The 217-nt window shown below is 37.3% G+C and carries 1 protein-coding gene; it reads left to right on the forward strand.

Annotated features, from left to right (window positions below):
• Window positions 1-217: cbb3-type cytochrome c oxidase subunit I (locus tag AMS67_RS18350; protein ID WP_193787050.1), on the forward strand; the 217-nt coding region annotated here is incomplete at both ends.

Below are 217 nucleotides of genomic sequence, written 5' to 3' on the forward strand. Positions count from 1 at the left end.
TCTTTGCTGGATTCTATTACTGGTTCCCAAAAATTGTTGGTAAAACATACAATGAAACTCTTGCAAAAATCCATTTCTGGACATTCTTTGTAGGAGTTAACCTGACATTCTTCCCACAACATTTCCTAGGTCTATCAGGAATGCCTCGACGTATCCCTGATTATCCTGATGCATTTGCACCATACAATTACATTTCTTCTCTAGGAAGTGTAATTTC

Origin of the sequence: Leucobacter japonicus, assembly GCF_001273855.1 — a bacterium.
Taxonomy (GTDB): Bacteria; Actinomycetota; Actinomycetes; order Actinomycetales; family Microbacteriaceae; genus Leucobacter; species Leucobacter japonicus.